This is a genomic window from Mycobacterium hippophais, from assembly GCF_027529605.1.
Taxonomy (GTDB): Bacteria; Actinomycetota; Actinomycetes; order Mycobacteriales; family Mycobacteriaceae; genus Mycobacterium; species Mycobacterium arseniciresistens.
Map to the genome: position 1 here is coordinate 1 of NZ_JAPZPY010000030.1, position 623 is coordinate 623.

General features: G+C 72.2%; 1 protein-coding gene. It reads right to left on the reverse strand.

Translation table 11 applies throughout. The annotated features are described in order from the left end of the window. Positions 1 to 584 (reverse strand): DUF222 domain-containing protein (locus O6P37_RS28400; RefSeq protein WP_269897214.1); only part of this gene is annotated, 584 nt, incomplete at its 3' end. Between the last annotated feature and the right edge of the window lie 39 nt (positions 585 to 623).

Genomic DNA, 623 nt, shown 5'->3' on the forward strand with positions numbered 1-623 from the left:
GCGCCGAGGGCGTCGGCGCGTCGTTCGCTCAGGGTGCGGGGGTCGTCGTCGCAGACGGCGCGGGCCATCTCGTCGAGGCGGTGCGCCAGGCCGGCGGCGTCACCGGCGTAGAGCCGGGCGCAGACCGAGGCCATGCCGGGCTCTTCACCGTCGGTGCTGGTGATGACGTCGCGGCGACGCATGGCGGTGCGGACGCGGCGCACGGCGCCGGTGTCGTGCAGTTCGACGACGGCGTCGATGGCGGCTTCGGTTTTCTTGGCTGATTGTGGTCCGAAGCGGTGGGCCTGGGCGGCCAGTTCGGTGTCGACTTTGGCCATGACGTCGGGGTCGGTGATCAGGTTGGTGCGCGAGACCAGGGTGCGGACCAGGAGTTCGGTGATCTGGCCGTCGGCGAAGAGGGCGGCGACCTGGGGGAGGCGGTCGCGCAGGGCGACCGCGCGGTGGGTCTGGAACAGGGCAAGGCCGCTGCTGATGTTCTGGGCGGCGCCGATCTCGGCGCCGACGGCTGCGTCGGGGTCGACCCACCAGGTGTTGCGGTCCTGGGCGGTGTGGCAGCCGGTGCGGCGGGTGAACAGTTCGGCCATGGCGGCGTGTTTGCGTGCGCAGGCGGCGGCTTCGATGCG